The sequence below is a fragment of the Sinorhizobium kostiense genome, assembly GCF_017874595.1.
Taxonomy (GTDB): domain Bacteria; phylum Pseudomonadota; class Alphaproteobacteria; order Rhizobiales; family Rhizobiaceae; genus Sinorhizobium; species Sinorhizobium kostiense.
In genome coordinates this window covers 86,763-112,307 of sequence record NZ_JAGILA010000011.1, presented here as the reverse complement: position 1 = coordinate 112,307, position 25,545 = coordinate 86,763, and the positions used below count along the sequence as shown (strand labels likewise).

Sequence of the window (25,545 nt, the reverse complement as noted above, 5' to 3'; positions counted from 1 at the left end):
CGGCCTCCTCTTGCCGACCGGGAACTATTCCGCCGCTGTCGCTGGTCCGCCGATGAGGCCCTTCCAGTAGCTTTCCGCGCCCTGAAGATGCGCATTCATCAAAGCCTGGGCGAGATTGCCGTCGCGTGCAAGCAGCGCCTCGTAGATACGGATATGTTCTTCATGCGAGCGGCGGCTGCGGGCGGTGTCCGCAAAGTAGATGGGCAGTCGCTGTTCGCCCATCGTGTAGTAAACGCTGCAGACGCGGTGAAACACGCTGTTCTTCGTCGCCCGAACGATCTCCAGGTGAAAATCCCTGTCCTCGCGCGCGAGGCCCTCGCCTGCGGCGATCTTCGCCTCGGAGGCGGCGAGAATCTCGCGCAGGCGTTCGTAGTTCTCCTCCGTCGCCCGCGCGCAGGCGAGTTCCGCCGCCTTGATCTCGTGAATCTTGCGAAGCTCCACCGTTTCGTAGATCACGATCGGGTCCAGTGGCACGCCGGCACGCGCAAAGAGAGCGATCGCCTCGACGCTCGCCTCCGTCGTCGTCAGATAGATCCCCGACTTCGCCCGGCGCTCCACGATGCGCATGGCTTCGAGGATCGCCAGGGCCTCCCGAAGCTGCCCGCGGCTGACGGCGAAGTGCTCGGCGAGCTCTCGCTCCGATGGCGTTCGCCCGTTGCTGCTCGAAGTCGTAAATAGATGGGCCGCCAGATCGGAAAGCAGATTGTTTTCTTTCATGGTTACAGTCTTTGCGCGTAGGTCTCCAGGACGCGCTCGTTGATCGTAAATCCCAAACCGGGTTTATCAGGAATCTCTATCATACCGTCCCTCACAGACACAGTCTCCTCGACGAGGTCGTGGATCATCGGGTTCGCGCCAACCGAATATTCGACGATGAAGCTTGCCGGAGAGGCCGCGCAGACGTGCAGGCCCGAGAAGAAGCAAGGGGCACCTGCCCACAGATGCGGGGCAAAACGGAGATTGAAGGCACTGGCGATCACACCAATGCGCATCGCCTCCGTGATGCCGCCGCAGAACGCCGGGTCGGGCTGGAAAATATCAGCCGCGCGCAGCATCGCCAGATCGCGGAAGGCGAAACGGGTGGCCTCGCTCTCGCCCGCCGCGATCGGCACCTTTGAAGTGGTGCGCACCTCCGCCATGCCGGCCTTGTCGTCCGCGATCACCGGCTCCTCGAACCAGGCGAGGTCGCAATCCTGGACGAGCTGGACGAAGCGTTTCGCGTCGGCAACCGTATAGGTGCCATGCGCATCGACCATGATATCCACCGAGGGGCCCAGCGCCTTGCGGGCGGCACGCACGCGAGCGGCCGAGACATGCGGCGCGCGGTCCATTGCGCCGACCCTCATCTTGACCGCCTTGAAACCGCCATTGGCGATATAGGATTGCAACTGGCTGCCGATCTTTTCGGCGCTCTCCCAGCCGCCGGATGCATAGGCGGGCAGCCGGTCCGCCTTGCGCCCGCCGAGAAGCTTCCACACCGGCACGCCCAGCGATTTGCCGAGAATGTCCCACAATGCAATGTCGACCGCACTGATCGCGGCAATGGAGAGGCCGCGGCGCGAGAGTTCCGGCATTGCATGACCCGACATCGCCGCCGTTTGGTGACGCACGCCGTTGTAGAGCATCTCCCAGATCGCGGAGATGTCGGCGGCGTCGCGGCCGATGAGCCTCGGGCCCACCTCATGGTTGAGCATGTGCACCAGCGTGCCGTAAGTACCGGCGCTTCCTGCAGCATTCTTGCCCTCACCCCACCCGACGATCCCGTCATCTGTTTCTATGCGCAGGATCGCCGCGTCGAAGGTTGTCAGGCGTCCGAAATCGCTGCGGTGCTGCCGGCTCGCTTCGATCGGTATGCGAACCCACCAGGCTTGGACGGTCTTGATACGCATTTCGCCTCCCCCACCTCGCGGCGCGCCGGCCGCAAGGCATGCTCTGGACCGCCCCTCACTTGATCAGCGGCAGGATGGTCTCGGCGGTGATCCGCATCTGGTCGTCGTAGAACTTCTCGGTCAGCAGACTCGATCCGTGATCCTGGATGAACTTCAGCTGCTCCGGCGGGATATCGACCGGATTGCGTTCGACCATGTCGGGATATTTCGCCGCCGGCGTGCGGTCGACCGGAGCCACGAACTCATTGGTGAGCGCGCCGTCGTATCCGATCTCTTTCAGAGTGGCGACGATCTTCGGCCAGTCGAGATGACCGAGTCCAGCGGCGAAGCGGTTGTTATCGGCAATATGGAAATCGAAAAGCCGGTTTCCGGCGAGCCTGATCGCGTCATAGATGTTCTCCTCCTCGATGTTGAGGTGAAAGGCATCGAGGCAAACGCCGCATTCGGGATCAACGGCTTCGGCTAGCGCAAGCGCTTGGGCGGCACGGTTGAAGAGATAAGTCTCGAACCGGTTGAGCGGCTCGATTGCCAGGCGGACGCCCTTCTTTTGCGCGTGGGCGAAGCATTCCTTCGTCGCATCCACGACCCACTTCCATTCGTCCTCCTCGGTGCCATCCGGAACGACCTTGCCGACCGTCGCCGGTACGAGGGTAACGATCTCGCCCTCGAGTTCGCTCACCATCGTTATGACACTCTTCACATAGTCCACCGACTTTGCGCGCTGACCCTCGTCCCTCGCTGCGAGGTTGCGCTCGCCGAGCGTCAGCGTCACCGCGCCCCAGCAGCGAATGCCGTGTTCCTTGAGCAGCGCCCGGGTGTCGTTGATGTCGTACTGGGCCGGCTCGCCTGAAATCTCGATGCTCTCGTAGCCGTACTTCTTGATGCGCTTCAGCGTGACGGCGAGAGGCTCCGCCCGCATCCAGTTGTGCGTCGAAAGGTGCATAAACGTCCCTCCCAGGCTAACGCTACCCCAAAGCTCGAGGGGTGCGCGGCACTTCCTTCACTACCCTATTCTGGTTTGGCCAGTTCTTCCTTGTCAAGGCTCCAACCAAATTATCGCCTGCGGAGCGAGGGCGCCTGCGCTTCCTCACATTTTTCGGTATTGTCCGCGAACTACGGGGCGAATCTCGGCCGCCCGTTTCGAAATTCACGACCCTGCAGCCTTGACCACATTGCGCCATTTGGTATTACCAGATTGGGAGATGGGGGGCCACGCCGGGGAGGAGAAACGATGAAGATCGGTATGTGCATGTTTCTATGGACGACGAGCGTCGGGCGGAAACATGAAAAGCTGCTCCGGGACATCAAAGCGACCGGCTTTGACGGGGTAGAGATTCCAATCTTCGAGGGCACTCCGGACGACTATCGCCGCCTCGGCGCGATGCTTGATGACATAGGTCTCGAGCGCACCGCCGTGTCTGCCATGAGCAACCCTTCCATGAACCTGATTTCGCCTGATGCGGCGACACGCAAGCGCGGCATCGGCTACATGCAGTGGGCTATCGACTGCGCCGCCGCCTTGGGCGCAGACACGCTGAGCGGGCCGCTGCATTCCGCGCTGGGCCAGTTCTCCGGCACTGGGCCCACCGCCGCGGAACTGAGGCGGTCCATCTCGTCGCAACGCACGATCGGCGATCATGCCGCTGAGCGCGGCGTCACCATTGCGCTCGAGGCCCTGAATCGCTTCGAATGTTATCTCGTTAACACGATGGATGACCTCGCCGCCCATATTGATGCAATCGGGCATCCGAATATCCGCGCAATGTACGACACCTTCCACAGCAATATCGAAGAAGCCGACCCAATTGGAGCCTTCACCCGAAACAAGGACCGCATCGTGCACGTCCACATTTCGGAGAACGACCGCGGCGTGCCCGGCCGGGGGAACATCCCCTGGACCGAGACCTTCAATGCGATCCGCGCAAGCGGCTATGACCGATGGCTGACGATCGAAGCCTTCGGTCGTGCACTGAAGGAGCTAGCGGCCGCAACGAAGGTCTGGCGCGACTTTTCCGAGTCGCCCGAGGCCGTCTATCGCGATGGATACCGTCACATCCGCGACGGATGGCAGCGCGCTTCGTAGTACGAGCAAAGCAGCGTTTGTGAGTGAGGCGAGGTTTTGACGGCGCTCGTGAACATCAGCCAAGGCGCCGTCTCGCTCGTCGAGCCCGTTGGCCACTCGGCAAGACGGCGGTGATAGGAGCAAAACGCGCAGCACTTTGGTCAGTTTGTGCCGTTCCGGCTGAGCGATCCGCATCTCATCATTGCGGAACACAATGCTTCACCGGAGGATCCAAATGACAATCTACAACATTGCTCTTATCGGCTTTGGTGGCGTCAATCGCGCTTTGGCCGAGCTCATTGCGACGAAGAACCCGCTCTGGGAACGAGACCTCGGCTTCCGCCTGAACATCGTTGCCGTCAGCGACCTTTATCTCGGGTCGGTCATTTCGCCGAACGGCCTCGATGCCAAGACGCTCGTTGAAGCGAACTTCGCGCAAGGCGGATTTGGCCAGCTCTCCGGCGGCAGCGCAGAAGCCGACAATGAGACAATCATCAAGACGGCGCCTGCCGACATCATCGTGGAAGCGACGTTTACAAACCCAAAGGACGGCGAGCCCGCTGTGTCGCACTGCCGCTGGGCGCTCCAGTCCGGCAAGCACGTCGTCACCACGAACAAAGGGCCGGTCGCGATCGCTGCCCAGGAACTGAAGGCTCTTGCAAAGGCGAACGGCGCTCGCTTCGAATACGAGGGCTCCGTCATGAGTGGCACCCCTGTCATCCGCATGGCGGAAAAGACGCTCGCTGGCGCAGAGGTAAAGGGTTTCGAAGGTATCTTGAATGGTACTTCGAACTTTGTCCTCGGCCGTATGGAAGCTGGCCTTGACTTCGCCACTGCGGTCAAGGAAGCCCAGATACTCGGCTATGCGGAAGCCGATCCAACCGCCGATGTCGAGGGTTTTGACGTTCGCCTCAAGGTCGTTATCCTGGCAAACGAACTGCTGGGAGCAAGTCTCAGGCCCGAAGAGGTCACGTGCACGGGCATCTCCAGGCTTTCTCCTTCCGATATCCAGACCGCGGCAGCGGCAAACAGCCGCTGGAAGTTGATCGGATCGGCGGTTCGGAATGCGGACGGGACGGTAACAGGCAGTGTTTCTGCGAAGCAGCTTCGTCTCGACCATCCGCTCGCCGGTGTAAACGGCGCGACCAATGCCGTATCGCTTAACACTGAACTACTTGGCTCTGTCACCATCACCGGCCCGGGGGCCGGCCGGGTTGAGACCGCTTATGCGCTGCTGTCCGATATAGTCGCCATCCACAATGCTCACGCGGCCACCGCTACGAAGGAGGCCGCATGATGCAGAGCCTCGCCGTCAGCCCGAAGCCATCCATAGACGAGATCATTATCAGCAATCCCTTTGACGGCAGCTATGTCGGAACAGTCTCTGAGACCAGTGCCGACAGTGTGAACCTGTTGCTCGAGCGCGCCAATCGTGGTGCGCAGATCGCACGGTCGCTGCCCCGTCATAAGCGTTCCGCAATTCTCGAAAAGGCGGCAGAGACCGTTGAAGCCCGCAAGGAGGAATTTGCACGCCTTATCGTGCGGGAAGCGGGGAAGACAATCACCCAGGCCCGCAAAGAAGCTACACGGTGTGTCAACACCCTGAAACTCTCGGCCGACGAAGCCAAGCGGAATGCTGGCGAGGTGATCCCCTTCGATTCCTACGCCGGCTCGGAATCCCGTCAAGGCTGGTATACACGGGAGCCGCTGGGCATCATCACTGCGATCACGCCTTACAATGACCCGCTCAATCTCGTGGCCCACAAGCTCGGCCCCGCGATCGCCGGCGGCAACGCGGTACTCCTGAAGCCCTCGGAGCTTACGCCTCTCTCGGCCATCAAGCTGGTGGAGGTGTTGATCGAAAGCGGTTCGCCCGAGGAAGTCATCACGATAGCTATCGGCGGAGCCGACCTGGGCAAGGCGCTCGTTTCGGCCAAGGACGTTCGGATGATCTCCTTCACGGGTGGTTTTACGACCGGAGAGGCCATCGCGAAGAGTGCCGGCATCAAGAAGCTCGCGATGGACCTCGGCGGAAATGCACCGGTGATCGTCATGGAAAACAGCGATTTTGACGCGGCCGTTGACGGGTGCGTGTCGGGTGCCTACTGGGCGGCGGGCCAGAACTGCATCGGCACGCAGCGGATTCTCGTCCAGCGACCGATCTATGAGCGGTTCAAGACCGAATTCGTGGCTCAGACTGCCGAGCTCAAGACCGGCAATCCGATGGAACCGGATACTGACGTCGGACCGATGATTTCCGAAAAGGCGGTCACCAGAGCTGCTGCCATGGTCGAGCGCGCAATCGCGGCTGGCGCAACGCTCCTTTGCGGGCACAAACCCTCCGGCACTCTCTACCCCCCAACGGTGCTGGAAAACGTGCCAGCAACGTGCGACCTGTGGAATGAGGAGGTCTTTGCACCGGTCGTCATCCTGCAGCCTTTCGATGAACTGGATGAGGCAATCCAACTGGCAAACAGCCCGGAATACAGCCTCCACGCAGGTATCTTCACCAACGATCTGGACGAGGCTCTCGATGCAGCCAACCAAATCGACGCCGGAGGTATCATGATCAATGACTCGTCCGACTATCGGTTCGACGCGATGCCCTTTGGCGGCTTCAAATACGGCAGCATGGGACGCGAAGGCGTTCGGTTTGCCTATGAAGACATGACCCAGCCGAAGGTCGTCTGCATCAATCGGCTGAAGCGGTAGCGGGCGCCGCTTTCTCCATCTCAGTTCATCAGTGCTTGCGGGAGTTAGAGATGTTCAAAGCATCCAGGGTCGATGCTGCGTTCATCAGCCTGACAAGCGCATCGGCCCGAAAATCTTACCCGATTGTCGGAAAGCGCGATGCGCAAATTCAAGGAGTTGGGTGGGAAAATGGCTGTCTTTACCGAGCTTTCTGACGAAGATCGCCAATCGATCACTGCAGCCTATGGTTTTACGTCGCTCTCGTCAGTGATTGGGATCGCTGACGGCGACAGCGAGACGACCTACCTGTTTCGCGCCAAGGAAGGCGAATTCATCGTTACGCTGTTCGAGAACGGAGCCCAGCCTTTAGATCTCGAAAGAGCATTCGAGACCATGGAGGCGCTCCATCGAAAGGGCGTCCCCTGCCCCAAACCGCTGCGCACCGTCGAGGGCCACGCCACGTGCCGGGCCGCGGGTCGATTGGTTGCCGCCGTCAGCTTCGTACCGGGCTCCTCATCCACCATTGCAGGCGCGGCAAAATGCCGAAGCCTGGGTCGTGTGATGGCTCAAATCCACACTGTCTTGGAACGAAGGGAAAAGCGCACAGCAACGGATCTTCCAACTGGGGCAGTTCATGGCGCGTTGACCCAAGAGAACGTCTTTTTTCTTGGAGAGGAAGTAAGCGGGGTCATTAACTTCAGGCTTCGGCACGATGATCTGCTGGTGTCGGAGGTTGCTGATGTGCTTGTCGGTTGGGCTGGCGAAACCAACGGAGAACTGAACAGGGAGCGGACGCGGGCTCTCCTGCAGGGCTATGAAGAAGTTCGAAGCCTGAGCGGCGCGGAAAAGGAAGCATTGCCAGGCTTCATAATGGCTTCGACAGCGAAGCGATTTGCGAGCCAGAAGGAAAGAACCTTACTACCGGAAATCGCCGTGATAGCTTATCGGTCAGTAATGCGCGACATTCTAGGCTAATCGACCGGCTCCTACTCCATGAAATATCTTCTCGATCGAACCGACGAACAGATCCTCGTCGAACTGAAGGCAAACGCCCGGATCTCGCATGCGGAATTGTCGGCGAAGGTGAATCTCTCGCGTAACGCCGTGCGGGTGCGGATTGAACGGCTTGAGCGCGAAGGCTTCATCAAAGGATATACGATCGTCACCGGCGATGGCGGGAGTAGCCAACACTTTACGACCGCGCTGATCTTCGTCTATCGGCACGATCGCATGAGGGGCGGCGACGTTATTCAGGCGCTGCGGAAAATCCCGGAAGTCGTGGCCTGCGACGTCATGACCGGCGACTTCGATCTCCTCGTTAGGGTCGAGTCTCCCGAGGCCGACCGCATCCGCCAGATTTGGCAGCTGATAGCCGAGATGCCCGGCGTACGCGATACCCTGACTGCCTTTGCTCTCTCGTCTGTAATCCGAAAATAGATCGCCAATCGCTGATGCAGCGACCGGACGCCTACATACCGCCCACTCGCCGTTCGCGCCCGCCACGTCAAGCGTCTGCATGCTTTTGTTAACGCCGCTCTTAAGGCGACATTCAGGCGACGTAAATTGTCGCCTTCAGGTGAAATGAGGCATGCTTCTGACGCAGGCCCGCCCCGGCCGCATGGCACTAGCAAGAGGTTCAATGATGATAACCGAACGAGGAACCCAGTTCTATATTGGCGGGGAGTGGCAAGAACACGCGGACGCAGCAAGTCTGCCCGTCGTTGATCCCGCCTCGGAACGGGTTATCGGGCGTATCGCAGCCGGAGACGCAAACCACGTCGATCTTGCGGTTGCGGCAGCGCGCAAAGCCTTCCCCGCCTTCTCTCAATCATCTGTACCCGAGAGGCTTGAGCTCCTCGGCAGGGTGCATTCGCTCCTGAAGGAGAGAGCGGAGCTGTTCGCCGAAGCGCTCGTGATGGAGATGGGGGCGGCGATCAGCTTTGCGCGGGCCTCGCAGGTTCCTTTCGCCGCCGAGCACATTCGTGTCCAGTTGGAGGTGCTTCAGAACTACCCCTTCCTGACGACCAATGGACACACCGCGACCGCCAAGGAGCCAATCGGCGTTTGTGCCCTGATCACCCCATGGAACTGGCCACTCTATCAGATCACCGCCAAGCTTGCCCCAGCGATCGCGGCGGGTTGCACTGTCGTCCTCAAACCCAGTGAGCTGTCCCCCTACAGCGCCTTGCTCTTCGCCGAACTGATGCACGACGCCGGTACGCCGCCAGGCGTGTTCAATCTGGTCAATGGCACTGGAGAGAGTGTCGGCGCAGCTCTCTCCAGCCATCCAGATGTCGACATGATCTCAATCACCGGCTCGACGCGTGCGGGGGTACTCGTCGCGCAGGCGGCTGCCCCGACAGTCAAGCGGGTGGTCCAGGAACTTGGCGGCAAGTCACCCAACATCCTGCTCGATGACGCCGATTTCGCCGAGGCGGTGCCCAAGGGCGTCCTTTCCGGAATGCGCAATGTCGGCCAGTCATGCAGCGCCCCGACACGCATGCTCGTCCCCACCCATCGGCTCGCCGAAGTCGAGGATCTGGCCAGCAAAACCGCGCATGCCATCCGCGTCGGCGATCCACGCGATTCCGAGACCACCATGGGGCCGATTGCCAATCGCGCTCAGTATGAGCGGGTGCAGGCCATGATCCGGGTGGGAATTGACGAAGGCGCGAAGCTCCTGTGCGGCGGACTGGGACGCCCACCAGGTCTCGATCGGGGCTTCTTCACGCAGCCGACAATCTTTTCCGAGGTTAGGCCAGAGATGCGCGTCGCTCGCGAGGAGATCTTCGGGCCGGTTTTGGCGATCATGCCGTACCGGGACGAAGAAGAGGCAATCGCGATCGCCAACGACACCGTTTATGGACTGGGAGCCCATGTCCAGTCCTCGGATCGGGAGCGGGCACGGCGGGTCGCCTCCCGGATCCGCGCCGGGCAGGTTCATATCAACTATCCGGCATGGGACGGGACGGCCGCGTTCGGTGGCTACAAGTGCTCAGGCAATGGGCGCGAATATGGCGTGCACGGGCTCGAGGAATATCTCGAGACGAAGGCCATCCTCGGTTACTGACAAGCTGACCCCGCGCGAGCGGCTTGCCACGGCGGCGGCTTCAGCGCTTGTCGAAGCATCGTCAGGAAGGCGGTAGTCCGGGCGCTTCGCCCGTGACGCGAGCCGAGCATCGCGACGATGTCGGCCGGTGGGAGCTTCCAGTTGGGCAGCACCTGCCGCAACCGTCCGTCAGCGAGATCTTCTGCCACGTTCCACTCCGAACGGATCATGATCCCCTGCCCGGCAAGCGCCCACTCGCGGATGACGGCACCATCGTTGCTCGACATGACCGGATTGACGCGCACCGTCGCAATCTCCTGCCGCGGCCCCTTGAAGCGCCACAGCGTCACGTCCTCATCGTTCTCCCGAACGGCAAGACAGCGATGTTGAGCAAGGTCGGCGGGCGCTGAAATGGGCGGAGCAGAGTCGAGATACCTCGGGCTTGCGCAGAGTATTCGAGGGTTCGGCGCCAATGTCGTAACGACCTGGTCCAGATGCCCCGGCGCCCCGATGTGAACAACGACATCATAGCTTTCAAGGAGCAGAGCCGTCGGATGATCGGACAGCTGCAGGCTAGCGGTCGCGCCGCCGTGCTCTCGTGCGAACGCTTCCACGACCGGGGCTACATAGAGCCGTCCAAACCCGTGTGGTGCGGCGACCCTGAGGTGTCCGCGAACCACACCCCTGCGATCAGCCAGGGCTTCGGCGAGCGAATCGATGGCCTCACTGACGATGATGCTGTGAGAAGCGACCAATGAACCCTCTTCCGTAAGCCGCAGCCGCCGTCCGGACCGGTCGATCAGCCGCACCCCGACTTTCTCCTCCAGCGCACGCAGGCGCTGTGTCACCGCCGGAGGCGTTACGTTCAGCTTTCTCGCGCTTTCCGCGAGAGATTTCGAGCCTGTCAGCACCGAAAAGAAGGCAAGATCGTCGGACGTCAACATTAATCAGCACCTGAAGCGAACATTCACCAGCCATTAATTGTCATCTTCATGGTTTGACTGCAAGGTGAAATCCCGAATTGGAGATCAGATCATGGTCCTAGCGACGATCGACCCCACACCCCGGCTGGCCGCGTCGACCAGCCTTGAGGAGCTGGAAACACCCTGTTTGGTCCTGGACGCCGACCGAATGGACAGGAATGTTCAGCGGCTCAGGAGACGGCTTGACGCCATGGGAGTGACACTCCGGCCGCATTTGAAGACCGCCAAGTCGGTCGAAGTGGCACGGCGGGTGATGAACTCGCCCGAGGGGCCGGCAACCGTCTCTACCCTGAAGGAGGCTGAACAGTTCGCGGCGGCAGGCGTCCGGGACATGATCTATGCAGTCGGCATCGCTCCAGCGAAGCTCGCGCGTGTCGCGGAGCTGCGGGCGAGCGGCGTCGATCTGGTAGTCACTCTGGATACTGTTGAGCAGGCACGAGCGGTGGCCGAGGCGTCTCGGCGGACCGGGACGCGCATCCCGGCCATGATCGAGATCGATTGCGACGGCCATCGCTCCGGTGTGCGCGCCACTGATCAGGCGCAGCTGGTGGAAATCGGGCAGGCGCTGACGGTATATGCCGAGCTGCGTGGCGTCCTCACCCACGCCGGCGACAGCTATAAGGGCGGAGGCGTTGAGGCGCTGCGGCGCTACGCGGAGACGGAACGATTGGCCGTCGTGGAGGCCGCGCGCATTCTGCGGACCGCGGGGCTGCCGTGCCCGGTCGTCAGCGTTGGTTCGACACCGACGGCCCATCACGCGACGGATCTCGCTGGAGTGACGGAAGTCCGCGCCGGCGTGTTCGTCTTCTTCGACCTGGTAATGGCTGGGCTCGGCGTTTGCCATATAGACGACATCTCGCTCAGCGTGCTTGCGACCGTCATCGGACACCAGCGCGAGAAAGGCTGGATCATAACCGATGGCGGATGGATGTCGCTGTCGCGGGACCGTGGCACTGGCAAGCAGGCGGTCGACCAAGGCTATGGTTTGGTATGTGACGTGGATGGCACGCCCTATCAGGACATCATCGTTGCCGACGCGAACCAGGAACATGGGATTATAGCGGTGCGCCCCGGGTCGAATGCACGCCTGCCGGATCTGGCGGTCGGAGACCGGGTGCGGATCCTGCCAAATCACGCCTGTGCGACCGCTGCGCAGCACGAAACCTATCACGTGGTCCGCGGCCGCTCGCACGCTGTCGAGACCCGCTGGACCCGCTTCGGAGGCTGGTGATGCCCAAATCCATAACTGTGAATACCGATCGAGTACCAAGCCCAGCCGGCCACTACTCACAAGCAAAGCTTGTCGGTCAGCACCTCTACATTTCGGGCCAGCTACCGATCCGACCGGGTGGAGAAGCCCTGGCGGACGACAGCTTCGAGACCCAGGCGGCGCAGGCGCTCGATAACTTGCTGGCGATTCTGGAAGCCGCGGGCGGAACCCCCGCCGATCTCGTCAGGGTGACAGCCTACATCGTCGGCGTGGCCAATTGGCCCCGCTTCAACCAGATCTATGCGGCCCGACTAGGGGATTCCCGCCCGGCTCGCACCGTCGTTCCAGTGCCGGAACTCCACTACGGCTATCTCGTCGAAGTCGATGCGATAGCCGTCATTGCCTCCGATGCTCCTGCCACAGGGGCAGGAAACAGTGCCGTATAGATCGGCCGCCAAAGTTCAGGTCAGCCCCCATGTCTCCAATTGTCAAACGCATCCAGAACGATCAAGAGCTTCCCGCCAAGGCGGATGCCGTCGTCATCGGCGGTGGCATCGTCGGCGCAACGGCGGCATTCCTTCTCGCGGAGCGGGGACTGTCCGTCGCCCTGATCGAAAAAGGCCATGTCGGAGCCGAGCAGTCGAGCCGCAACTGGGGTTGGTGCCGGCGGCAGAACCGGGATGAGCGCGAGCTGCCGCTCTCGGGCATCGCTTTGCAAGTTTGGGATGAGTTTGCGGCGAAGATCGGAGAGGACGTCGGTTTCCGCCGATGCGGCCTTCTCTACGCTACCGATGATCCGCGGCAGCTGGCGGAATGGGAAGCATGGCGTGACATGGCTCGCCCGTTCAACGTCAATACCAAGATGCTGAGCGCCAAGGAAGCGGCTGCCGCAATTCCGGCGAAAGGCCGCCGATGGCTGGGCGGAGTGCATTCGATCGACGACGGCAAGGCCGAACCCGCCATCGCCGCGCCGACGATCGCGGATGGCGCTCGCAAATTCGGGGCGACGATCCACCAGGAGTGCGCTGCGCGAGGCCTCGATCTGGTCAATGGCGCGGTGGCTGGGGTGATCACCGAAAAGGGAACCATCCGGACACAAGCCGTCCTCTGCGCCGGCGGTGCCTGGACGTCGATGTTTTGTCGCCAGTACGGCGTTCTGTTTCCGCAGGCGAGCGTGCGCCAGACGGCGCTTCGTACGCGACCCACAAAGGATCTGGGTGAGGCGATCTATACGCCGCAGTGTGCGTTAACCCGCCGGTTGGATGGCAGCTACACGCTTGCGATCAGCGGCAGGGCTACACTGGATATCACCCCACAAGGCCTACGCTACGCCCGCTGGTTCATGCCCATGTTCCTGGCGCGTCTGAAAGCGGTGCAAATCGGCATCGGCGGCTCCTTCTTTCATGGTCCGGAGGCATTCGGTAGCTGGAATGGTGACACAACGTCACCCTTCGAACGGATGCGCGTTCTCGACCCCGCACCGAGCCGCCGCACGATCGCGGCCATTCTTAACCGGGTCACGGAACAATTCCCTGCGATGGCCGGCATCGAGATCGCCGACAGCTGGGGAGCCTATGTGGATTGCACGCCGGACGCGGTACCGGTCATCTCGCCGGCCGACGGTGTGAAGGGCCTTTACCTGGCCGCGGGCGGTTCCGGCCACGGCTTCGGGCTCGGGCCGGGCATCGGCCACCTCGCGGCCGACCTGGTGGCCAATGATACGCCCTGTGTCGACCCCACCCCCTTCCGCCTGTCGCGTTTCGTTGACGGTTCGAAGGTCAAAGTCGGCGCGATTTGATTGTGGAGGTCAGATCAGGAGCAGGCCGTTGGGGAGACGCGCAGAGGGAAGCTGGCGGAATGGATTCCGCCGTTTTCTAAGGACGACGCCGAAATCGCTTTCACCCAAAAATGGAGACCTAGATGTCACTACTGAAAACCATTGACCCGAACCCATCGTTTGAACCGAAGCATAGAACTGCCGAGCCGGATCGCCTGATCGCCGGCAGCCCCGCTTTCAAGACCTGGTTGCAGGACACCGCCAAGGACGGCAGAGTCAATACCGGTGTTTTCGAGGCGACCCCGGGCGAGACGCACTCCATCAAGGGCGAAACGTTTGAGTTCTGCCATCTCGTCCATGGTGTGATCGAATTGACCGAAAAGGGTAAGGAGCCGGTCATTTATCGCGCGGGCGACAGCTTCGTCATGAAGCCCGGTTATGTCGGAGTTTGGAAAACGATCGAGACGGTGCGGAAAATCTTCGTCACGGTCACCTGATCATTCAAACGAGCGATGCCGTTTCGAGGTGCATTTTCCTCCTAATTTCAGGGCGGGAACGGAGCGATACCGTAGGTACGGCGCTTCGATCGGCTCCATCCCGAAATTTGGATGGGCGGTACATCCGCCCATGCTGTTTACCAAACCGGCTCGCGCTTGCATCGGAAGCCTTTCCGATGAAGGGCTCGCGCATCGTTGTCGTCGCGGTACAGCCTGAAACTTGATCAACGAAATGGATCGACCCATGCAAACGGAAACCGTTACTCTCGCGCCTTTCGAGGCTCACCATCTGGATGATGCTCTGGCGCTGTCGCGTGCAGCGGGCTGGCCGCACAGGAGAGAAGACTGGGAGATGATTTGGTCGCTGAGCGAGGGACGCGTTGCCCTCGCTGGTGATCGTGTGGTGGGCACGGCCCTCATGACCCCCCTCGGCGACACCTGCTCAGCCGTCAACATGATTATTGTCGATGAAAGCCAGCGTGGCCGCGGACTGGGAAGACAATTGACCACCGCCGTGATTGAACTCGCCGGGGATCGGGAATGCCGTTTGACGGCAACGAGTGACGGCTTGCCTCTTTACGAGAAGCTGGGCTTCGTTGCGACGCATCAAATCGTCCGCCATCAGGGTTTTGCTGGAGGAGTTGGTGCTCCCGAAAAGGTCAAGTGGATCGGGCCTGACGCCCTTCCGGCGCTCAAAGCGCTTGATCGGGCGGCTTTCGGTGCCGACCGCGGCGCACTCTACGATGCGCTGGCGAAGGAGGGGCCGTTTGCCGTTATCCGGAACGGTGACAATATCGTCGCCTTCGCGGCCACGCGGTTTTTCGGGATCGGCGAAGTCGTCGGGCCGGTCGTGGCAGAAAACGCCGAGCAAGCGAGGGATTTGATTGCCTTTATCCTCTCTGGGAAGGAAGGTCGTTTCGTGCGCATCGACATCCCTGAACAGAGCGGCCTTTCGTCGTTGCTCGAAGGTTGGGGATTGCCTCACCAGGGTGGAGTTGTTGCAATGGCTCGAGGCGCTACCGGCGGACCGCGAACGCCGGGGGTTCGAACTTTCGTCCTGGCCAGCCAGGCCCTTGGCTGACCTGAATATCTCCAGGGCATGCTGCTGGATGCACGAGCTGGGCGAGTAATCCGCCCAGCCATTATCCGAGCATTGCCGACCGTCAGACCTCCTCTGCCAGGTCGCTCCGTCCGCACGTGAAAAAAAAGAGGTAAGCTGCGCCGGACGGTCTTTTTGCAGTGGTTAGGTGACGGTGACGTAGATTTTCCGTACCGTCTCGATCGTTTTCCAGACCCCCACATACCCGGGTTTCATCACGAAGCTGTCGCCTGCGCGATAGATGACCGGTTCCTTACCCTTCTCTGTCAGTTCGACCACTCCCTGCAGGATATGACAGAACTCAAAGGTTTCGCCCTTGATGGAGTGGGTCTCGCCGGGAGTGGCCTCCCAGACGCCGGTATTCACCTTGCCCTCTTTGTCGCTGTCCTGCGCCCAGGTTTTGAAGGCAGGTGAACCCGCGATGAGGCGATCCGGCGCGGGGGTCGCGTGCTTCGGTTCGGACGAAGGGTTCGGGTCGATCGTTTTGAGTAGTGACATCTGGTTCTCTAGTTGTGCCTGTGTGAAAGCAAGATCCGACGAGGTCGTTGAGAATCGCCTTCGACCTCGTAGGAGATTGTCATTACGGTAGCCTACCAGCTGGCGGCGATGTATTTCGTTTCGAGATACTCGAGCATGCCGTGGTGGCTTCCCTCGCGTCCGAGACCGCTCTGCTTCATGCCGCCAAACGGTGCGGCAGCGTCGGAGACGACGCCTCGGTTGATTCCAACCATGCCGCTTTCCAGCCGTCCGGTGACCGCGAGCGCGCGTTTGAGGTCGCTGCTGAACACATAGGAAACAAGCCCGTATTCGGTGTCGTTGGCCATCTGTACGACCTCGTCCTCGGTTTCGAATGCAATGATTGGCGCCACCGGCCCGAAGATTTCTTCGCGAAGGATCTCGGCATCGGGAGAAACGTCTGCCAGTACGGTAGGCGGATAATAGAAACCGTCGCCGTTCAACCGGCTGCCACCCGTCACGATGCGGGCTCCCTTGGCAACGGCGTCATCCACCAGGCGTTCCACCTTGGCGACGGCGGCCTCGGTTATCAGTGGCCCTAGCTGCGTGCTCGGGACCAGCCCTGGCCCGACCTTGAGCGCGGCCATCTCTTCCGCGAACCGCCGCGTGAAGTCCGCGAGAATTCCCTTCTGCACATAAAAGCGGTTCGCGGCGGTGCATGCCTCGCCGCCATTGCGCATCTTGGCTACCATTGCTCCAGCGACAGCCGTCTCCAGGTCGGCATCGTCGAATACAATGAAAGGTGCATTGCCGCCGAGTTCCATCGAGCAGCTGACAACCTGGTCCGCAGCCTCGCGAAGCAACGTCCGGCCGACGCCTGTCGAACCGGTAAATGACAGCTTCCGCACCCGTTTGTCGTGCAGCATGGCGCTAACCACAGGGCCGGCCTTCTTCGTTGTCACGATGTTGACCACTCCGGCCGGAACGCCAGCCTGCCGCATGATTTCGCCGATCGCCAACGCCGTCAGCGGGGTCTCCGCTGCGGGCTTCAGGATGCACGTACAGCCTGCGGCCAATGCGGGAGCGATCTTGCGGGTCGCCATTGCTGCCGGGAAGTTCCAGGGCGTCACCAATACGGCGATACCAATCGGCTCGTGGTTGACGATGATATGATTGGCGCCGGAAGGTGCAGGTCCGAATTCACCCGGCGCCCGTACAGCTTCTTCCGCATACCAGCGGAAAAACTCAGCCGCGTAGGCGACCTCCGACCTGGCGTCCGCAAGTGCCTTGCCGTTCTCGACGGTGATCAGTTGCGCCAGCCATTCCGCCTGTTCGAGCACAAGGTGAAAACACTTCATCAAAACGTCCGAGCGACGCCGCGGCGAGGTTGCTTTCCAAGCCGCGGACGCATTTTCCGCCGCGTCGACCGCGGATATTCCATCGGCGATGTCGCCATCGGAGACGGTGGCGATCACATCTCCGATCGAGGGGTCGACCACTGGAAAGGTACGATCTTCTGTTGCAGAAACCCATTCGCCGCCGATGAACAGTTGCGTAGGAGCATCGCGGACTACGGCAGCCGAGGCGGGGGAGACAAGTGGAGTCGATTTTTGCGCGGGAGTTGGTTTCACGTTCAGCACCTTCGCTACCAATCAGGTTTGACACGCGATCAATATAAGATTGGTTTTGCGATTGGTGTCAACATAGATCAAATTGGTTGCGGCAATAAATTGCGAAGCTCATGAACGTGGCCGCGAATTCTGAGCCTTTGAGGCGGCATGCGGTCGGCGTGCGAACATGGACGTTCACAAAGACACGACCGCCTCAGCACTCGAACATCTTGCCGGTCTTGAGTTCCTCGGCGCGCTGAAAGGCTAACGCGGCAATTGCGGTATCCTGAACACCTGTACCCGTAAGATCAGCTATCGTAATGTCTGCATCGCGACTGCGTCCGACCTTCTCGCCCGCAACGATCCGGCCGAGTTCCGGAAAATCCGCATCGCTCGCAACCAGCCCAGCCTCTATGGCATGATGTAGCTCGCCCAGCCTGCGTGTCTGTTTCAGGCTGTCCGCCACGTAGATGTCTGCGCGCGCAATCGCGATCGGATCGATCTCGTTCTTATGTTCGGCGTCGGAGCCCATGGCTGTCACATGCTGCCCGGGTTCAAGCCAGGAGGCATGAAGAATGGGCCGGTCTGCGGGTGTCGTTGTAACAATGATATGGGAACCCGAGACTGCTCCCTTTGGATCGGCGAATGCAATAACCGGCAAGCTGTGCTCGAGCTTCAACTGTTCGGCGAGCGCCTCCGCCTTGGAGTGATCCCGCGCCCAAATACGGACTTCTTGGATTGGTCTCACCAGAGTGAGCGCCTGGAGCTGCAGTCTCGCCTGAACACCGGCGCCGAAGATGGTTGCGATCGAAGCACCGTCTCGCGACAGATGTTTTGCCGCAACTGCACCAGCGGCCGCTGTCCTGACGTCGGTCAGATAACCATTGTCCAGAAGCAGCGCCTGGATCAGTCCGGTTTTACTTGAGAGCAAAACCATCATCCCGTTTGTACTCGGAAGGCCGAGCTTCGGATTGTCAAAGAAACCGGGGCTGATTTTGATCGCGAAGCCGCTCAGGCCTGGAATATAGGCCGTTTTCACATCGACTTCACCTCTGCTCTCAGGCACATCCAGACGCAAAATGGGCGGCATCTCCACCTGATCGTCGAGGGCCAGCGCGCGAAACGCGCCTTCCGTACATTCAACCGCATCGACGTCGAGCGGAATGATCTGTCTGAGCTCAGGCTCGGTAAGTATTCTAATAATAGGCATCAGTCCACCTCAGTCGCTATAATGAGTCCGTTGATGATTTTTCGATGCAACGTCATGTCGATATTTTGACCCGACAGTATAACTGCCACCGGACTTTTAAGATGCGCCAGCTTGCCGGAAAGCAGCGCCGCGATACCAACTGCGCCAGAGCCTTCGACGATCTCACGCTCATGCTCGTAAGCGTGCCGCACACCGGCAGCTATCTCGCGTTCGTTGACGAGGACGATGTCGTCGAGAAGGGTTTTGCACATCGGGAAAGTCCAAGCGTTATTCAACCCGATTCCACCGCCTAGCGAGTCGGCCAAACTGTGATACTCCTTCACCTGCACCGGGTGGCCAGCGTCGATGCTAGCCTTCATGGCTGCCCCCCGGTCCATGGTGACGCCGATTACCTTAGCCTGGGGTCGCATGGCCTTTACGGCTGCCGCGACACCTGCGGCCAACCCACCTCCAGAAAGAGGAACGAGAACAGTCGCGACCTCGGGCATCTCCTCGGCGATTTCAAGCCCGAGCGTTCCCTGGCCGGCGATGACGTGTGGATGATCAAAAGGCGGAATCATGCTGAGCCCATCCTCTGCAACCAGCCGCTCGACTTCCTCTTGTGCGTCGTCCTGCGAAGAATCCACTATGCGCACCGTTGCGCCCAGCCGTCGGATTTCCGCGACCTTGTTTTCCGGCACCAGACGCGACATGCAGATGGTCGCGCAGGATCCAACTGTCCGGGCAGCATAGGAGAGTGCTCTTCCGTGATTGCCGGTCGAGGCTGCGATGACGCCACGATCGCGTTCCAGTTGGCTGAGTTGAAGAACAGCATTTGTTGCACCCCGGAGCTTAAAGCTACCGGTCATTTGGCGATGCTCGAGCTTCAATCTGACCTGCGCTCCGATGCGCTCGGATAGGGACGTCGATATCGTCAGAGGAGTACGGAGGACGTGACCGGCGATGCGTTCACGTGCCTGCTCGATCAGGTCTTGGCTAATCATTTTATTTATTTCACCTGCTTCAAAAACCGTCACGGTCGCGGGAGTGCTCGCGTGCCGGCTCCCGTCATCGACAGCAACTCGGGCGCCTCGGCGGTCATTGCGCGCCGCCTTCTCACAAAGATGGCGGTCGCGCGTTTCACGAATTTGCGGATGAGTTGCTGGCGAGACAACCGGATGTCGGCGCGCTCAGTCGCGCGCGACCCAAAGTTTGCGTGTGGTCTCGATGACCCGCCAGGTGCCGACGAAGCCGGGATGCATCACAAACGTGTCACCAGCGCTGATCCTGCGGGGCTCGCCTCCATCCTCAGTGAGTTCGGACACGCCGGAAAGAATGACGCAGAATTCAAAGGTCTCGCCCTTGATCGATCGGTAGGCGCCTGGAGTTGCCTCCCATACGCCCGTCCGCATCTTTCCGTCTGCGGTCGCGGCGATGTCCCAGGTAAGAAACTGCGGGAGTCCCTCGACCAGCCGCTCGGGAGGCGGCGCGCCCTTGCGCGGCGTCGGGAGATTGTTCTGGTCGACGAAGGTTAGTCTTGACATAGATCACCTTTCTACTGTGAAGTTTATTTTCCGAAAGACAGTTTTCTTTCGATCAGTTTTAGCGAAGTTAAGCTGATTACGTTCATCATCAGGTAAAACGCCGATGTGATGATGAAGATGTCCATGATGGCGAAGGTTTCGCTCATCAACCGTTTGGCATAGCCGGTGATCTCGAGGACCGTGATCGTCGATGCGAGGCTCGATTCCTTCACGATGATGGCAACTTCGCTGCTATAGGCAGGCAAGGCTTGCCTAACCGCCAGCGGAAACTTGACGTGGCGAAAAGTGGCCCAAACCGACAGGCCGCAAGCCTGCGAAGCCTCGATCAGCCCCCGGGGTAGGGAAAGGAGTGCCGTCCGGAAGATTTCCGCCGTATAGGCACCGGTATTGAGTATGACGGCCAGGATCGCCGCATGCAGGCTGTCGCCGACGATCCACCAGATAACTGGGTTGTTTCGAATGATGCTGAGCTGGCCTAACCCGTAGTAGAGGACGAAGATCTGCACCAGCATGGGCGTGCCGCGAAAGACCGCGCAGTAGATATCCGCGCTCCTGCTCAATATTCGGTTCTTGGACGTGCGGATGACAGCCAATGCAATCCCGAACGGCAGTCCCAGAGCTATGCCGAAGACGCTGATCAGCAAGGTCGTCTTGGCGCCTACCAGAAGGAACGGAACCGCATATGTGACAAGGTCTAGTTCCATCTTATCCCCGACTGAAGCCACGATTGCAGAGGCGCTCTGTGCGACTGAAAAGCGTCTGACTGACTGCCGTCAGCACAAAGAACATCCCGGCAGCGGCGCAGTAGAACAATAGCGGAGAGCGAGTAATGCCAGCGGCAATTGCCGCGGAGCGCATCAGTTCCTGCATACCCACGACCGACACCAGCGAGGTGTCCTTGATGGTCATCTGCCAAACATTGTTGAGACCACCGAGCGCTAATCGTAGAGCAATAGGCAGAGTGACGCGGAAGAAGGTGACGTAGGAAGGCAAGGCGAGGGATTTTGCTGCTTCCAGCAAGCCCACCGGCACGGCCTCTAGCGCGCCGCGGAACACTTCGATGGAATAGGCACATGATATTGCCGCGATAGCAACAACGCCGATGAGGAAGGGATAAGCGTCGTCGGCGCTGTTTTGATATCCGAAAGCGGTTGCCAGCCGCTGAACCCACTCGATCGAGCCGAAGAACAACAGGTAGATGACGAGCAGTCCAGGAACACCGCGCACAAGAATGCTGTAGCTGTCCACCGCCTGCGAGAGTATGGGAAGGCGTCGCCACCTTAAAAGGGCCAGCGGAACAGCCACGATGATCCCGGCGAGCATTCCTAGCAGGCCGACCGCCAGTGTCACTGTGGCGCCGCGGAGAAGGGCCAATCCCCATCCCTGCTCAACGAGAAGAACCCATAAGTCAAAAGACATCGGACATAGCTCCCGTCCTGTCGTCGCGGCTTCGGCCGCGACGACGTGTCGATCCCGGCCTCACTTGCAGGGAATGGTGTAATCATCCTTGAACCAATGAAGGCTGGCATCCTTCACCTTGCCTTCCGAGATCATTTTGCAGAGCGCCGCATCCAGTTTTGCCTTGAGCTCGGCATTGCCCTTGCGCATGCCGACGCCCATGCCGTGACCGAGCGACGCTGGATCGTCCATAGCCATGATCTTGACGTCGACTCGGGTGAACCCCGCTCCTTCCGGAGTAGCCAGGAAGTCCGCCCAGGTCGGGGAGTCGCCGAAGGCGGCGTCGAGGCGGCCTGCAGCGAGGTCAGCCGTCTGCTGCGTCGTTGCGTCGTAGGTTTTCAGATCTGCGCTGGGGACGTGCTTTTGGATGAACCTGGCGTATGTGGTTCCGGTCACCACGCCCAGGCTCTTCCCATCGAGTGCCTTTACGATCTCATCCAGGCTTTTGAGACCCGCAACCGGAGAGCCCTTCGCCACAACGAAATAGAGGGGCGTCGTGGCATACGGGATGGAGTAGTCAATTTTCTTCTGGCGTTCCGCCGTGATGCCCAAACCGGAGATGATGACGTCAAACCGGTCGCTGTCCATAGAAGGCACGAGCGTGCTGAAGGACTGGACAACGAACTTGCACTTCAACTTGAGCTCAGCGCAAATGCCGTTCGCTATGTCGGCATCGAAGCCGGTAACATTACCGTTAGCGTCGGCCATGCTGAACAGCGGCGCGTCTCCTTCAGTGCCGATCCGCAGGACCCCTTCCTCGGCTTGCGATGCCGCAGCTGAGACCAGGAAGAGCCCGGACGCGAGAACTGAGCGAAGCTTAGTGATTGTCGACATTGGAGTTACCCCTCTTTTCGTTTGATAGCGGCCGTCAGGCGGCCAGTGGCATCACGCTGGAAAGGAATCGCGCCACAGCGTCGGACGCTGGATTGCGAAGCAATTCTTCCGGCGTACCGTCCTGCTCAATTTCACCGTTGTGCAGGAAGATCATTCGGTTCGAGACGTCTCGCGCGAACCGCATCTCGTGGGTGACGAGAAGGATGGTGGCTCCCTCACCTGCAAGCCCTCTGATGACCCTCAGAACCTCCCCGACCAGCTCCGGATCAAGTGCGGAGGTGGGTTCGTCGAAAAGCATGATCTTCGGGCTCATCGCGAGCACGCGGGCGATCGCGACACGCTGTTGCTGGCCACCGGAGAGAGTTGATGGGGATAGCGGTCGCGAAAATCGGCCATGCCGACCTTCGATAGTGCCGAGAGCGCGATCTCCTTCGCGTCCCGCCTGTTCTTTCCGAGCACGTGGAGCAACGCCAGGGTCACATTGCCAAGCACAGTCTGGTGCGGCCACAAATTGAAGTTCTGGAACACCATGCCGATACGACGGCGGAAGCTCCTGATGTGGTGAGCATTTTGGATCTCGGTCTTGCCATGATGGTTCACGGCCGCCGAAACCGCGTCACCCATAATCTCGATTTCACCGGAGGTGGGCGTCTCAAGGAAATTCACGCAGCGTAGCGCCGTGCTCTTGCCCGAACCCGACGATCCAACCAGCGAAATGACCTCGCTCTCTGTCATTCGAAAGCTGAAGCCGTTCAAAACCTTGGTCGTTCCAAAGGATTTGCAGAGTTCACGGACCTTCAATACATTCGCGGTCATAACCAATGCCGTGTCCTCAGCCTTTCACCGCACCCTGCGCATAAAGTTCGCGCAGGACTTCATCCACCGCAGCCTTTGCGATGAAGACCATCTCGTCGATCTCCGCTTCGCTCATGGTGAGCGGTGGTGCGAAGCCGAGGATGTCGCCATGCGGCATGGCGCGAGCGATGAGGTTTCGGTTGCGGGCGGCCTGAGAAATGCGTGCACCGACCTTCAGCGCGGGACTGAATGGCACTTTCGAGCCGCGGTCCGGGACAAATTCGACCGCCGCCATCATGCCCACGCCGCGCACTTCGCCAACGATTGGGTTCTGTTCAAATTCCGCATTGAGCCGGCCCAGAAGATACGCGCCCTTCTTCGCCGCCTGTCCCGGAAGGTCGTCACGCTCTACGATATCCAGCACCGCATTTGCCGCTGCTACGCCGATCGGGTGGCCGGAGTAGGTGTAGCCGTGCGAGAAGGCGCCCACTTGAGGCGTCGCCTCCTGCATGACCTCGTAAACCTGTTCGGACACGATCGAGGCCGAAAGCGGCACATATGCCGATGTAAGCCCCTTCGCGACCGTGACGAGGTCAGGCACCATGCCGTACAAATCGGAGCCGAACATTGCGCCCGTGCGACCAAAACCGCAGATCACCTCGTCAGCAATCAACAGGACGTCGTATTTCTTCAGCACCGCCTGGATTCTTGGCCAGTAACCTGAGGGCGGCGGGATAATACCTCCCGTGCCGAGCACCGGTTCAGCGATAAGTGCTGCCACAGTCTCAGGCCCCTCGGCCAGGATAAGTGCTTCAAGCTCATTGGCGCGACGTTCGGAAAACGCCTCTTCCGTCTCGCCCGGTAAGGCGCCGCGATAATGATGGGGCACGCCGGTGCGCAGTATGCCGGCCACCGGCAGATCCATGTGGTCGTGGTAGAAACTGAGCCCCGTCATCGAGCCCGACACTACGGAGCAGCCGTGATAGCCACGTTCTCGCGCAATGATCTTCTTCTTCGCGGGCTTGCCGCGAAGATTGTTGTAATACCAGACGATTTTCGCTTGCGTCTCATTGGCGTCTGACCCGGAAAGGCCAAAGAAGACCTTGGACATGCGCCCGGGCGCCATTTTCACAAGCCGATCAGAAAGCCGGGCGAGTTCTTCCGTGGTATGGGCGGCGTAGGAGTGATAGTAGGCCAGCTTGTACGCCTGACGGGCGATGGCTTCAGCCACCTCCGTTCGGCCATAGCCGACGTTTACGCAATAGAGACCTGCAAAACCATCGATATATTCGCGCCCACTCGCATCCTTGATGCGAACACCCTTGCCGGTTTCCACAATGGTTGGCGCGCTCGCACCTTCTGCGTAGTCCTTCAGATATGTGAACGGATGCAGGACAGATCGCCTATCCATTTCGCCTATTTCAACAACACGTTTCATTGCAACTTCCTCAGGCGGCGCAACCCGCCGAAACACACATATTCAAGTTCGATGAATGTCTTCCGGGACCCGATTGGTTCAATAGCCAAAAGGGATCGGTGCACGCCGTCGCCGCGTTGACTCTGACGTCGGCAGAAAGAGGCGCTTTGCGGGCCTATGGGCTGTACGCGCCCGAGCCATGCCATCTACCCGCGACAAAAGCCCAGGCGTGGAAAAGCGTCGGATTGCTCCTTATTTTCAGCGCATCCCGCGCCGACAGCCCGTTATTCAGCATATTTTCTCTCGGATTGGCGTCTCCAATGAGCGAGAGCTTATGTGCATCCGAGCGATCGATTTTAACGGACTAAGGTGCCCGCTCGCAGGAATCCTGCTTTTGTCGTGCTCAAGCGAAGATAAACTGCATAGGAGTGTGAGGTGGAACTCGACAGGCTAGACGCTCGCCTCCTGAGTGTTTTGCAGACAAACAACCGGCACAACTATGAGGTGCTTGGTGAACTAGTGGGGCTGTCGCCGACGGCCGTGCAGAGACGTGTAAGACGCCTGAGAGAGCAAGGGGTCATCGAGGCGGATGTCTCGATTGTGAAGCCGAAGATGATCGGCCGGCCGATCGCGATGCTGGTGCTTGTGTCTTTGGAGCGGGAACGCGCCGACATAGTGGATCGCTTCAAGCAATCTATTCGCCAAACACCGGAGGTGATGAACGGCTATTACATCACCGGCGAGTCGGACTTTGTCTTGATCGTGACAGCCCAAAGCATGGAGGACTACGAGGTGTTTACGCGAAAGTTCTTCTATGAGAACCCGGATATCAAAGGGTTCAAGACAATGGTGATAATGGACAGAGTGAAGGTCGGGTTTGCATTGCCAATCGACCTTTCTGCCTTCTGAGTTCTGTTTCGTTTAGCGTAAGCAGCTCTGCTAGCTTGGTACTGCGGCTCGCCTTGCGAGGCGCTATCTACGAATG

General features: G+C 60.0%; 27 protein-coding genes. 12 read left to right on the top strand and 15 right to left on the bottom strand.

Annotation, left to right across the window (positions count from 1 at the left end; translation table 11 throughout):
• Positions 1 to 24 precede the first annotated feature (24 nt).
• The 3 genes from J2Z31_RS27710 to J2Z31_RS27700 are packed head-to-tail and all read right to left on the bottom strand — an operon-like array spanning position 25 to position 2,832.
• Positions 25 to 717: a FadR/GntR family transcriptional regulator gene (locus J2Z31_RS27710; RefSeq protein ID WP_209606753.1), complete on the bottom strand. Its 693-nt coding sequence runs from the start codon at positions 715 to 717 to the stop codon at positions 25 to 27.
• A gap of 2 nt (positions 718 to 719) precedes the next feature.
• The gene (locus tag J2Z31_RS27705; protein ID WP_209606752.1) at positions 720 to 1,889 is read right to left on the bottom strand and encodes a mandelate racemase/muconate lactonizing enzyme family protein; all 1,170 of its coding nucleotides are present in this window, start codon (positions 1,887 to 1,889) and stop codon (positions 720 to 722) included.
• Positions 1,890 to 1,944: 55 nt separating this feature from the next.
• Positions 1,945 to 2,832, bottom strand: a complete 888-nt coding sequence (locus J2Z31_RS27700) for a sugar phosphate isomerase/epimerase family protein (protein ID WP_209606750.1) — start codon at positions 2,830 to 2,832, stop codon at positions 1,945 to 1,947.
• Positions 2,833 to 3,120: 288 nt separating this feature from the next.
• On the opposite strand from J2Z31_RS27700, the gene J2Z31_RS27695 reads away from it, so the two are divergent.
• The 6 genes from J2Z31_RS27695 to J2Z31_RS27670 all read left to right on the top strand — a co-directional run bounded on the left by J2Z31_RS27695 (position 3,121) and on the right by J2Z31_RS27670 (position 9,712).
• Positions 3,121 to 3,972, top strand: coding sequence for a sugar phosphate isomerase/epimerase family protein (locus tag J2Z31_RS27695; protein ID WP_209606747.1), 852 nt, complete (start codon positions 3,121 to 3,123; stop codon positions 3,970 to 3,972).
• Between the two features lie 214 nt (positions 3,973 to 4,186).
• Positions 4,187 to 5,248: a homoserine dehydrogenase gene (locus J2Z31_RS27690; protein WP_209606745.1), complete on the top strand. Its 1,062-nt coding sequence runs from the start codon at positions 4,187 to 4,189 to the stop codon at positions 5,246 to 5,248.
• Positions 5,248 to 6,663, top strand: a complete 1,416-nt coding sequence (locus tag J2Z31_RS27685; RefSeq protein WP_209606912.1) for an aldehyde dehydrogenase family protein — start codon at positions 5,248 to 5,250, stop codon at positions 6,661 to 6,663. The genes J2Z31_RS27690 and J2Z31_RS27685 overlap by 1 nt, the downstream gene beginning before the upstream one ends.
• Before the next feature lie 168 nt (positions 6,664 to 6,831).
• Positions 6,832 to 7,617, top strand: a complete 786-nt coding sequence (locus tag J2Z31_RS27680) for a phosphotransferase (protein ID WP_209606910.1) — start codon at positions 6,832 to 6,834, stop codon at positions 7,615 to 7,617.
• An 18-nt stretch (positions 7,618 to 7,635) separates the two neighbouring features.
• Entirely contained in the window at positions 7,636 to 8,079 is a 444-nt protein-coding gene (locus tag J2Z31_RS27675; RefSeq protein WP_209606743.1) for an Lrp/AsnC family transcriptional regulator, read from the top strand.
• 205 nt (positions 8,080 to 8,284) lie between these two features.
• Positions 8,285 to 9,712 carry an aldehyde dehydrogenase family protein gene (locus J2Z31_RS27670; RefSeq protein ID WP_209606741.1) on the top strand — a complete coding sequence of 476 codons (1,428 nt, stop codon included), beginning with the start codon at positions 8,285 to 8,287 and terminating at the stop codon, positions 9,710 to 9,712.
• Here J2Z31_RS27670 and J2Z31_RS27665 read toward each other — a convergent pair.
• Complete coding sequence (locus tag J2Z31_RS27665) at positions 9,706 to 10,635, bottom strand: LysR family transcriptional regulator (protein WP_209606739.1); 930 nt, start codon at positions 10,633 to 10,635, stop codon at positions 9,706 to 9,708. The genes J2Z31_RS27670 and J2Z31_RS27665 overlap by 7 nt on opposite strands.
• A gap of 91 nt (positions 10,636 to 10,726) precedes the next feature.
• Between J2Z31_RS27665 and J2Z31_RS27660 the strand changes: the two genes are divergently transcribed.
• The 5 genes from J2Z31_RS27660 (at position 10,727) to J2Z31_RS27640 (ending at position 15,239) form a co-directional block, all read left to right on the top strand.
• Positions 10,727 to 11,905, top strand: a complete 1,179-nt coding sequence (locus J2Z31_RS27660; RefSeq protein WP_209606737.1) for a DSD1 family PLP-dependent enzyme — start codon at positions 10,727 to 10,729, stop codon at positions 11,903 to 11,905.
• Positions 11,905 to 12,330, top strand: coding sequence for a RidA family protein (locus tag J2Z31_RS27655; RefSeq protein ID WP_209606735.1), 426 nt, complete (start codon positions 11,905 to 11,907; stop codon positions 12,328 to 12,330). Before J2Z31_RS27660 ends, J2Z31_RS27655 begins: the two co-directional genes overlap by 1 nt.
• A 29-nt stretch (positions 12,331 to 12,359) precedes the next feature.
• Positions 12,360 to 13,682, top strand: coding sequence for an NAD(P)/FAD-dependent oxidoreductase (locus J2Z31_RS27650; RefSeq protein WP_209606733.1), 1,323 nt, complete (start codon positions 12,360 to 12,362; stop codon positions 13,680 to 13,682).
• A gap of 122 nt (positions 13,683 to 13,804) precedes the next feature.
• Positions 13,805 to 14,158, top strand: a complete 354-nt coding sequence (locus tag J2Z31_RS27645) for a cupin domain-containing protein (RefSeq protein WP_209606731.1) — start codon at positions 13,805 to 13,807, stop codon at positions 14,156 to 14,158.
• A 244-nt stretch (positions 14,159 to 14,402) separates the two neighbouring features.
• Positions 14,403 to 15,239 (top strand): GNAT family N-acetyltransferase, encoded by an 837-nt coding sequence (locus J2Z31_RS27640; RefSeq protein ID WP_209606729.1) that lies wholly within the window; start codon positions 14,403 to 14,405, stop codon positions 15,237 to 15,239.
• 162 nt (positions 15,240 to 15,401) lie between these two features.
• On the opposite strand, the gene J2Z31_RS27635 is transcribed toward J2Z31_RS27640, so the two are convergent.
• The 11 genes from J2Z31_RS27635 to J2Z31_RS27590 all read right to left on the bottom strand — a co-directional run bounded on the left by J2Z31_RS27635 (position 15,402) and on the right by J2Z31_RS27590 (position 24,581).
• Complete coding sequence (locus J2Z31_RS27635; RefSeq protein WP_209606727.1) at positions 15,402 to 15,755, bottom strand: cupin domain-containing protein; 354 nt, start codon at positions 15,753 to 15,755, stop codon at positions 15,402 to 15,404.
• A 92-nt stretch (positions 15,756 to 15,847) separates the two neighbouring features.
• The gene (locus J2Z31_RS27630; protein ID WP_209606725.1) at positions 15,848 to 17,344 is read right to left on the bottom strand and encodes an NAD-dependent succinate-semialdehyde dehydrogenase; all 1,497 of its coding nucleotides are present in this window, start codon (positions 17,342 to 17,344) and stop codon (positions 15,848 to 15,850) included.
• A gap of 193 nt (positions 17,345 to 17,537) precedes the next feature.
• The gene (gene eutC, locus J2Z31_RS27625; protein WP_209606723.1) at positions 17,538 to 18,533 is read right to left on the bottom strand and encodes an ectoine utilization protein EutC; all 996 of its coding nucleotides are present in this window, start codon (positions 18,531 to 18,533) and stop codon (positions 17,538 to 17,540) included.
• The gene (gene eutB / locus J2Z31_RS27620; protein WP_209606908.1) at positions 18,533 to 19,516 is read right to left on the bottom strand and encodes a hydroxyectoine utilization dehydratase EutB; all 984 of its coding nucleotides are present in this window, start codon (positions 19,514 to 19,516) and stop codon (positions 18,533 to 18,535) included. Before eutB ends, eutC begins: the two co-directional genes overlap by 1 nt.
• Positions 19,517 to 19,702: 186 nt before the next feature.
• Positions 19,703 to 20,056: a cupin domain-containing protein gene (locus J2Z31_RS27615; RefSeq protein ID WP_209606721.1), complete on the bottom strand. Its 354-nt coding sequence runs from the start codon at positions 20,054 to 20,056 to the stop codon at positions 19,703 to 19,705.
• 23 nt (positions 20,057 to 20,079) lie between these two features.
• A complete protein-coding gene (locus J2Z31_RS27610; protein WP_209606719.1) occupies positions 20,080 to 20,760 on the bottom strand; it encodes an ABC transporter permease in 681 nt (226 codons plus the stop codon).
• A gap of 1 nt (position 20,761) precedes the next feature.
• Positions 20,762 to 21,475 carry an ABC transporter permease subunit gene (locus tag J2Z31_RS27605; protein ID WP_209606716.1) on the bottom strand — a complete coding sequence of 238 codons (714 nt, stop codon included), beginning with the start codon at positions 21,473 to 21,475 and terminating at the stop codon, positions 20,762 to 20,764.
• A gap of 60 nt (positions 21,476 to 21,535) precedes the next feature.
• A complete protein-coding gene (locus tag J2Z31_RS27600) occupies positions 21,536 to 22,348 on the bottom strand; it encodes a transporter substrate-binding domain-containing protein (protein ID WP_209606713.1) in 813 nt (270 codons plus the stop codon).
• A gap of 34 nt (positions 22,349 to 22,382) precedes the next feature.
• Positions 22,383 to 22,757 (bottom strand): ATP-binding cassette domain-containing protein, encoded by a 375-nt coding sequence (locus J2Z31_RS30105; protein WP_408022071.1) that lies wholly within the window; start codon positions 22,755 to 22,757, stop codon positions 22,383 to 22,385.
• The gene (locus tag J2Z31_RS30100; RefSeq protein WP_408022069.1) at positions 22,658 to 23,164 is read right to left on the bottom strand and encodes an ATP-binding cassette domain-containing protein; all 507 of its coding nucleotides are present in this window, start codon (positions 23,162 to 23,164) and stop codon (positions 22,658 to 22,660) included. The genes J2Z31_RS30105 and J2Z31_RS30100 overlap by 100 nt, the downstream gene beginning before the upstream one ends.
• Positions 23,165 to 23,180: 16 nt before the next feature.
• Positions 23,181 to 24,581 carry an aspartate aminotransferase family protein gene (locus J2Z31_RS27590; RefSeq protein ID WP_209606711.1) on the bottom strand — a complete coding sequence of 467 codons (1,401 nt, stop codon included), beginning with the start codon at positions 24,579 to 24,581 and terminating at the stop codon, positions 23,181 to 23,183.
• Positions 24,582 to 24,995: 414 nt separating this feature from the next.
• Here J2Z31_RS27590 and J2Z31_RS27585 point away from each other — a divergent pair, with 414 nt between their 5' ends.
• Positions 24,996 to 25,469: an Lrp/AsnC family transcriptional regulator gene (locus J2Z31_RS27585; protein WP_018238794.1), complete on the top strand. Its 474-nt coding sequence runs from the start codon at positions 24,996 to 24,998 to the stop codon at positions 25,467 to 25,469.
• Positions 25,470 to 25,545 lie beyond the last annotated feature (76 nt).